The 254-nt window shown below is 74.8% G+C and carries 1 protein-coding gene; it reads left to right on the top strand.

Annotated features, from left to right (window positions below; genetic code table 11):
• Nucleotides 1-254 (top strand): LysR substrate-binding domain-containing protein (locus ACQG3P_RS20715; RefSeq protein WP_426806103.1); only part of this gene is annotated, 254 nt, incomplete at both ends.

Here is a 254-nt window from a genome sequence, read left to right as displayed (position 1 = left end):
CATCACCATGCTGCCCGAGACCGTCGGCGCCGACGCCGTGCGCAGCGGCGAGCTGGAAGTGGTGCTGCCGGCATGGTCGCTGCCGCAGGGCATCTGCCACGCCGTATTCGCCTCCCGCCGCGGCCTGCTGCCGGCGGTGCGGGTGTGCATCGACTTCCTGGCCGAGCATCTGCCGCCGCAGCGGGAAGCGTCGCGCCTGGACTGCGGAGGCGCCGGGGTGCGGGCCCTGGCAAAGATCCGCGGCAGCGCCCGGG

This window comes from Stenotrophomonas sp. SrG (assembly GCF_050031795.1).
In the GTDB taxonomy this organism is placed as follows: domain Bacteria; phylum Pseudomonadota; class Gammaproteobacteria; order Xanthomonadales; family Xanthomonadaceae; genus Stenotrophomonas; species Stenotrophomonas rhizophila_A.
Note: the sequence above shows the minus strand (reverse complement) of the source record. Positions and strands in the feature narration are given on the sequence as shown.